Genomic DNA, 7,320 nt, shown 5'->3' on the forward strand with positions numbered 1-7,320 from the left:
GATTTCGCCTATGAAGTCAGCCGCAGCCTTGCGGCCTGCGAAGGCGCGCTGCTGGTGGTCGACGCCGCACAGGGCGTCGAGGCGCAGACCTTGGCCAACGTCTATCAGTCGATCGAGCATGACCACGAGATCGTGCCCGTCATCAACAAGGTGGATCTGCCCGCCGCCGAGCCGGAAAAGGTGAAGGCGGAAATCGAGGAGGTGATCGGTCTCGACGCTTCGAACGCGGTGATGACCAGCGCCAAGACCGGGCTTGGCATTCACGATGTGCTGGAAGCGATCGTCGCCCGCATCCCGCCGCCAAAGGGCGACCGGAACGCGCCGCTGAAGGCGATGCTGGTGGATAGCTGGTACGACCCGTATCTGGGCGTGGTGATTCTGGTGCGGGTGATCGACGGTGTGATCCGCAAGGGCCAGCAGGTGAAGTTCATGGCCGGCGGCACCGAGCATCTGATCGACCGGGTGGGTGCATTCCGCCCCAAGATCGAACAGTTGCCGGAACTGGGACCGGGCGAAATCGGCTTCATCACCGCGCAGATCAAGGAAATCGCGCAGGCCCGCGTCGGCGACACTGTCACCGATGTGAAGAAGCCTGCGGGCGAGGCGCTGGCGGGTTTTCGCGAAGTGCAGCCGGTGGTGTTCTGCGGGCTGTTCCCGACCGACGCCAATGACTTCGAAAAGCTGCGCGATTCGATCCAGAAGCTGCGCCTGAACGACGCCTCGTTCAGCTTCGAGATGGAGACTTCGGCAGCGCTGGGCTTCGGTTTCCGCTGCGGATTCCTTGGGCTTTTGCATCTGGAAATCATCCAGGAACGCCTGAGCCGCGAATATGACCTGGACCTGATCACCACGGCGCCGTCGGTCGTCTATAAGGTGCACATGACGGACGGCACGGTGCACGAACTGCACAACCCGGCCGACATGCCCGACGTGGTGAAGATCGACCACATGCAGGAACCGTGGATCGAAGCCACCATCTATGTGCCCGACGAGCATCTGGGCGCTATCCTGAAGCTGTGTCAGGACCGGCGCGGCATCCAGAAGAACCTGACCTATGTGGGCGGGCGGGCGCAGCTTACCTACGAACTGCCGCTGAACGAAGTGGTGTTCGACTTCTACGACCGGCTGAAATCCATCAGCCGCGGCTACGCCAGCTTCGACTATCACCAGACCGGATACCGCGAGGGCGATCTGGTGAAGATGTCGATTCTGGTGAACGGCGAGCAGGTCGATGCGCTGTCGATGATCGTCCACCGCGACGCCGCCGAAGCGCGCGGCCGCCACATGTGCGAGCGACTGAAGGACCTGATCCCGCGCCACCTGTTCAAGATCCCGATCCAGGCCGCCATCGGCGCCAAGGTGATCGCGCGCGAAACCATCGCCGCGCTGCGCAAAGACGTGACCGCCAAATGCTATGGCGGAGACATCAGCCGCAAACGCAAACTGCTGGAAAAGCAGAAGGAAGGGAAGAAGCGCATGCGCCAGTACGGCAGCGTGGACATCCCGCAGGAGGCATTCATCGCCGCCCTCAGGATGGGGGACGAATAACCGGGAGGAAGGATATGGCCGGACGGGTTCAGGGCAAGGTGGCGCTGGTGACGGGGGCGGCCAGCGGTCTGGGCGCGGCAACCGCCCGTCGGCTGGCCGAGGAAGGCGCCGCCGTGCTGCTGACCGACCTAGATGTGGCGGGCGGCGAGGCCGTCGCCCACGCGATCGCAGAGGCCGGGGGCCGCGCGGCCTTTCATGCCCAGGATGTCAGCCGCGAGGAGCATTGGGGGGCGGTCGTCGCCGAAGCGAAGCGCCTGTTCGGTGCGCTGCATGTGCTGGTGAACAACGCCGGCATCGCCCAGAGCTCGCAACCGCTGCTTGCCATGAGTTTCGAAGACTGGCGCCGGGTGCAGGCCGTCAATCTGGACGGGGTGTTTCTGGGGTTGCGCCATGCAGGCGGGCTGATCGCGGCGTCGGGCGGCGGTTCGGTCGTCAATCTGTCGTCGGTGCTGGGGAAGGTCGGGCTGCCGGAAGCATCGGCCTATTGCGCGTCGAAGGGCGGCGTGGCGCTGTTGACGAAGGCCGTGGCGCTGGAGTGGGCGCCGCTAGGGATTCGTGTGAACAGCGTGCATCCCGGCTTCATCGAGACGCCGATGGTGACGAACGCCCTGCACGCCGCCGCAGACGGCAATGAAAAGCGGGTACAACTGATGATGGCCCATGCACTGGGCCGCTTCGGCGTGCCGCGCGAAATCGCCGACGCCATATTGTTTCTTGCCAGCGACGAATCCGCCTTCATGACCGGCGCGGAACTGGTGGTGGACGGCGGCTATACCGCCCACTGACGGCTATTCCCGGAGCCGTGGTGGCGGCTCCGGGATGCCAACTCAGCCGCTCAGCCGCTCAGCCGAGCGTGACCAGTTTCCGGTTCCGCCGGCGCATCGATGCGCCGACCATGCCGAAGCCCGCGATCAGCATCGCCCAGGTGGCCGGTTCCGGGATGCCCGGCTGCGGACCGGGCGTGCTGGAGCCGAAGGTGATGTCGTCGAAGACGATCTGGTTGGCGACGCCGCCGAACGCAACCGAATGCGCCGTGCCGGAGAAATTGATGCCGCTGGCCGAGAACGGGCAGAAGCCTGCGCTGTAACCGGGGCAGTTGCCGGCGTTCGGCGTCAGGTTCAGCACGCCCAGCACGTTGCCGGTGCCGTTCAGCCCGTCATAAACCGTGACCGAACCGGAATAGGAGACCGAGACATAGTTGAACGAGAAGCCGGTATCGAAACCCGCCGCCACGTTCATGAATGTTTCGTTCCCCGTCAGGAAGAACAGGCCGCCCTTGGCCGAAGTCGGATCGCCGACGCCACCGCGCGACGTGTTGGAGCAGTAGTCGTTCTGCGAGTTCAGGCAGATCGCCAGCGCGTTGCGGCCGAACGAGATACCGTAGTCGGTGCCGCTGGTGCCGTCGCTGCTGGTGCCGCCATTGTAGAATTCCAGAATATTGGCGTAGCTCGACGACGGATAGGTGGCGTTGATGTTCTCGAAGTTCAGGCTGATAACCGCCGCATTCGCGGTGCCAGCCGCACCGGCCATCAGCATGCCGGCAAGCATTCCCTTGATGATCTTCATGATCGTGCCCTCCTGTTGCGCAGCATTGCTGCTGGAACCTTTGGACATTCAAGATTCGTGCCAATCCTGACACTGAAGCTATTCCATTGGATTCTCGCAGAGTTTCTGGCGATCGGGATGGGCCGGAACGGCAAATCTGTAAAAATTCCTGACAATGGGCGGGTGTCCGTGGTGCTGCGGATGATTGCCCCGGGGTCGTTTCGGCGGCCCCGGGGCCTCTTCCAACCCTGGGGAAGAGCACTGGTTCGGGGGAACAGGCCAGCAAGATTGGTGCCAGACGGTGCGCCGACGCCAAGGCACTGAGGCCGTACAGCTTCCTCGGTCGGGCCACCTGAATTGTGGTGAATATCCGTAAACCATGCCGACAGTTCTGCCGGCGGGCAGCAGGTCAGCGCCGGTCCAGCACCCGCCCGGCCCAGACCGCCAGATAGAGCAGCGGGATCGCCAGCACCCAGACGACCGCCTTCGCCGCAAGCTGGCCGCCGATCACCGGTGGCAGCGCAAACACGCCGTAAAAGGCAACCGTCACGAAGATCATCGTGTCGACCGTCTGCGCCACCAGTGCTGCAACCGTCGCCCTGAGCCAGAGCATGTGGCCGCCGGGCTTTCCGCGCATCCAGGTGAAGATCGAAACATCGAGCGTCTGCGACACGCCATAGGCGACGATGCCGGCCAGAATCAGCCGCACCGATGCGCCAAGCACCTCTTCGGCGGCGGCCTGACCGCCCCAGCCCTGCGCCGGCGGCAGCGCCAGCACCAGTTGCAACAGCCCGGCCGACACCAGCAGCGGCACGAAGCCCATGAACACCATCCGCTGCGCGACCGGGCGGCCGTGCAGTTCGGCGGTTGCGTTCACCGCGACGATCGCCAGCAGAAAGCCGAACACGCCGCCCGGCACCGCCAGTGGCGCCATGCCTGGCAGCGCCAGCCGGATCAGCTTGAAGCCCATGACGCCGGCCACCACCAGCAGCCCGCCATAAAGCACGGCATAAAGCTGCAACGAGCGCGGGACGGCAAGGCCCCGATCCTGCGTTGCGCCGTCTTCCGCCATCACGCCACCCCCTCGCGCATACGGTCGCCCAGATAGAGGAACCGCGCCGACAGCGCCCCCCCCGAAAGCAGGCTGGCCAGAATCACCGCATGGATGATGCCCTCAAGGCCGCCGTTCCTGTGCACGCCCAGCCACCAGCCCAGCGGCAGCATCACCAGCACATAGGATACCATGTGCATCCATGTCGCCCACCAGATGTCGCCGCGCGCGCGCAGGGCATTCGCCGACACCACCTGCGCCCCATCGACCATGAAAAACAGGCTGGCCAGCAGCATTGCCCCCGCTGTCAGTTCCAGAAGCGCCGGATCGTCGGTATAGGCCCGCACCACCAGCCGGGCGTCGAAGAACACCAGCACCGTCAGCAGCGCCAGCGCCGCAAGCGCCACCGTCATGCCCATGCGCCACGCCTTTCGCACGCCGGCGATGCTGCCGGCGCCCACTGCCCGCGCCACCAGCACCGACGTTGCCGCAGCGATCCCCATCGGCACCATGAACACCATGGCCGACAGGTTGATCACCACCGCCCAGCCAGCCACCACCAGCACGCCCAGTTGCGCTGCGACGAAGTTCATGCCGGAAAAGGCCCCGGCCTCGATGGCGTTGGATATGCCCGAGGCATAGCCGATGCGGCGCTGTTCGCTGGATTCGGCCCGGTCGTGCGGTTGCGCCACAAACAGGCCGGTGCCGCGGGCGGTGGGCCAGCGCCAGATCCAGGCCGCCAGCATCAGCATCAGCGCCGTGCGGGCGACCAGCGTGACCCAGCCCGCCGCCACCGCGCCCGTTACCGGAAACGGCGAATGCCCCGGCACCACCCACAGGGCCAGCGCCAGATTGATCGCGTTCGCCACCCACATCGCCACCATCGGCACGTGCGGTTTGCCATGCGCTTCCAGCCAGAACCACATGGTGTCGGCCAGCAGATAGGGCGTCAGGCTTAGCGAGAACACCAGCAGGGCCGCCGTCGCGCCACGGGCAAGGGCTGGTTCCAGCCCCATGTGCGACAGGGCGAACGGTCCCGCAAGCAGCAGCGCCAGGGTCGAGAAGATGCCGATCTTCAGCGCATAGGAAAGCCCGCGCCGCAGCACTGCGCCGGTGCGTTCGGGCCGGCCGGCGCCGATGTGGCGCGCAGTCACCACCTGCACGCCCATCAGCAGGCCGATACCGGCCACCAGCACGGTGACGGTCGGCGCCCAGCCAAGGGCGTGATAGCCAAGCTCGGTCGAGGAATAGCGCCCGACGACGATCGCATCGGTAAGGCCCATCGCCATGATGCCAAGGCGCGACAGCACGTTCGGCCCCGCCAGCCGCAGCAGCTCGGTATAGGTGCCTTCCGGCGCACCGGCGGGAATATTGCTGGTCGCTTCCATCGAAGCGCCGCAACTAGCAGGCGTTTGCCGTTGCGCAAGTCGCTCCGGCGTCCTAGCAGACCCGACGACCAGCATCACCAGCAAAGGAATCCCATGTCGAGCGCGAACGTCTCCGCCGAGCAGTTGAAACTTTTCATCGAGCGTATCGAGAAGCTCGAGGAAGAAAAGCGCGGTGTGGCGGACGACATCAAGGACGTCTATGCCGAAGCCAAGGCCAACGGCTATGACGTGAAGACGATGCGCTCGATCGTGCGTTTGCGCCGGATGGACAACAATGCCCGCGCAGAAATGGAGGCGCTGCTGGATACCTACAAGGCGGCGCTCGGGCTGGAATATTAGGCCCGTCGGCGGCCCGACGAGGGGCCAGACGAGGGGCCGGGCGAGGAGGGGAGGAGGATCGCCATGCACACCGATTTCACGCTGAACGGCGCGGCGCACAGCGCCGAAGCCGCCGACGAGACCCTGCTGGCGGATTATCTGCGCGACGATCTTGGCCTGACCGGCACCCACATCGGCTGCGACACCAGCCAGTGCGGCGCCTGCCATGTGTTCGTCGACGGCGTGGCGGTGAAGGCCTGCACCACGCTGGTCGCGACGCTTGGCGGCGCCGATGTCCGCACCATCGAGGGGCTGGGCAAGGCGGACGCGCTGCATCCCATGCAGGAAGCGTTCCGGCGCAACCACGCGCTGCAATGCGGCTTCTGCACGCCCGGAATGGTGATCGCCGGGATCGACATGGTGCGCCGCCACGGCCACGAGCTTGACCCGGATCTGATCCGCCGCGAGCTGGAAGGCAATTTCTGCCGCTGCACCGGCTATCAGAACATCGTCGCCGCCATCGCCGATGGTGCACGGCACATGGGCGGAGAATGATCCGATGATGCCGTTCCGCCTCGTCCGCCCGGCAACGCTTGCCGAAGCCCAGTCGGCCTTTCGGGGCGACGCCGCCTGGCTTGCCGGTGGCCACACGCTGATCCCCGCGATGAAGTCGCGGCTGCGCAGCGTCGAGACCCTGATCGACCTGTCGGCCCTGCCTGGCCTCGACAGCATCGCCATCGATGGCGACGGGCTGGCGATCGGCGCGATGACGACCCATGCCGCCGTTGCTGCCGATCCGCTGGTTGCCACCCGCCTGCCCGCGCTTGCGGTGCTGGCGGCGGGCATCGGCGATCCGCAGGTCAGGAACCGGGGCACGATCGGCGGGTCGGTTGCCAACAACGACCCGGCGGCCGATTATCCGGCAGCCGTGCTGGCGCTGGATGCGGTCGTCGAAACCAGCCACGGCGCCCATGCGGCCGAAGATTTCTTTCAGGGCATGTTCGCGACAGCGCTTGCTGATGGTGAACTGATCACCTCGGTGCGCTTGCGCCTGCCCGAGGCCGCCGCTTATGCAAAGCATCCGCACCCGGCCAGCCGCTATGCGCTGGCGGGCGTGTTCATCGCCCGCTTTGCCGATGGCCACCGGGTTGCCGTAACCGGCGCCACCACAGGCGTGGTGCGCTGGCAGGAAGCCGAAGCCGCGCTCGATTCGGGCGGCTCGCTGGCCGGGCTTGCGCTTGCGCATGAAGATCTCTCGTCGGATATCCATGCCAGTGCCGAATTTCGCGGGCATCTGGCCGGGGTGATGCTGCGCCGGGCTGCCGCCGCTCTGGCCTGAGTCGCATGCGTTTTCGCCCTTGGCGGAGCATGCGCTGAGGCGCTAAGGCGCTCGGTCATGGCAGGTCATTCCAAGTTCAAGAACATCATGCACCGCAAGGGTGCGCAGGATGCGAAACGCTCGAAGCTGTT

The 7,320-nt window shown here is 65.7% G+C and carries 8 protein-coding genes; 5 read left to right on the forward strand and 3 right to left on the reverse strand.

From position 1 onward, the window contains the following. On the forward strand, positions 1-1,548 hold a 1,548-nt coding region (lepA, locus tag AC16JP_RS10310), incomplete at its 5' end, for a translation elongation factor 4 (protein ID WP_484340528.1). Between the two features lie 14 nt (positions 1,549-1,562). Then, a complete protein-coding gene (locus tag AC16JP_RS10315; RefSeq protein ID WP_484340529.1) occupies positions 1,563-2,333 on the forward strand; it encodes an SDR family NAD(P)-dependent oxidoreductase in 771 nt (256 codons plus the stop codon). A 58-nt stretch (positions 2,334-2,391) separates the two neighbouring features. Here AC16JP_RS10315 and AC16JP_RS10320 read toward each other — a convergent pair whose 3' ends face one another. The 3 genes from AC16JP_RS10320 to AC16JP_RS10330 form a co-directional block, all read right to left on the reverse strand. Beyond that, entirely contained in the window at positions 2,392-3,114 is a 723-nt protein-coding gene (locus AC16JP_RS10320) for a PEPxxWA-CTERM sorting domain-containing protein (RefSeq protein WP_484340530.1), read from the reverse strand. Between the two features lie 388 nt (positions 3,115-3,502). Beyond that, positions 3,503-4,165, reverse strand: coding sequence for a queuosine precursor transporter (locus AC16JP_RS10325; protein WP_484340531.1), 663 nt, complete (start codon positions 4,163-4,165; stop codon positions 3,503-3,505). Then, positions 4,165-5,532 carry an MATE family efflux transporter gene (locus tag AC16JP_RS10330; RefSeq protein ID WP_484340532.1) on the reverse strand — a complete coding sequence of 456 codons (1,368 nt, stop codon included), beginning with the start codon at positions 5,530-5,532 and terminating at the stop codon, positions 4,165-4,167. Before AC16JP_RS10330 ends, AC16JP_RS10325 begins: the two co-directional genes overlap by 1 nt. Positions 5,533-5,625: 93 nt before the next feature. On the opposite strand from AC16JP_RS10330, the gene AC16JP_RS10335 reads away from it, so the two are divergent. From AC16JP_RS10335 to AC16JP_RS10345, 3 genes are all read left to right on the forward strand, one after another. After that, positions 5,626-5,871 (forward strand): DUF2312 domain-containing protein, encoded by a 246-nt coding sequence (locus AC16JP_RS10335; RefSeq protein ID WP_484340533.1) that lies wholly within the window; start codon positions 5,626-5,628, stop codon positions 5,869-5,871. Between the two features lie 63 nt (positions 5,872-5,934). After that, entirely contained in the window at positions 5,935-6,405 is a 471-nt protein-coding gene (locus AC16JP_RS10340) for a (2Fe-2S)-binding protein (RefSeq protein WP_484340534.1), read from the forward strand. Positions 6,406-6,412: 7 nt separating this feature from the next. Further along, the gene (locus AC16JP_RS10345; protein WP_484340535.1) at positions 6,413-7,189 is read left to right on the forward strand and encodes an FAD binding domain-containing protein; all 777 of its coding nucleotides are present in this window, start codon (positions 6,413-6,415) and stop codon (positions 7,187-7,189) included. Positions 7,190-7,320 lie beyond the last annotated feature (131 nt).

The organism is Sandaracinobacteroides sp. (assembly GCF_057137845.1).

Coding starts and splice junctions, on each gene's coding strand:
- AC16JP_RS10340 (WP_484340534.1), top strand. CDS start 5,935: ATGCACACCGATTTCACGCTGAACGGCGCGGCGCACAGCGCCGAAGCC.
- AC16JP_RS10315 (WP_484340529.1), top strand. CDS start 1,563: ATGGCCGGACGGGTTCAGGGCAAGGTGGCGCTGGTGACGGGGGCGGCC.
- AC16JP_RS10330 (WP_484340532.1), bottom strand. CDS start 5,532: ATGGAAGCGACCAGCAATATTCCCGCCGGTGCGCCGGAAGGCACCTAT.
- AC16JP_RS10325 (WP_484340531.1), bottom strand. CDS start 4,165: ATGGCGGAAGACGGCGCAACGCAGGATCGGGGCCTTGCCGTCCCGCGC.
- AC16JP_RS10320 (WP_484340530.1), bottom strand. CDS start 3,114: ATGAAGATCATCAAGGGAATGCTTGCCGGCATGCTGATGGCCGGTGCG.
- AC16JP_RS10335 (WP_484340533.1), top strand. CDS start 5,626: ATGTCGAGCGCGAACGTCTCCGCCGAGCAGTTGAAACTTTTCATCGAG.
- AC16JP_RS10345 (WP_484340535.1), top strand. CDS start 6,413: ATGCCGTTCCGCCTCGTCCGCCCGGCAACGCTTGCCGAAGCCCAGTCG.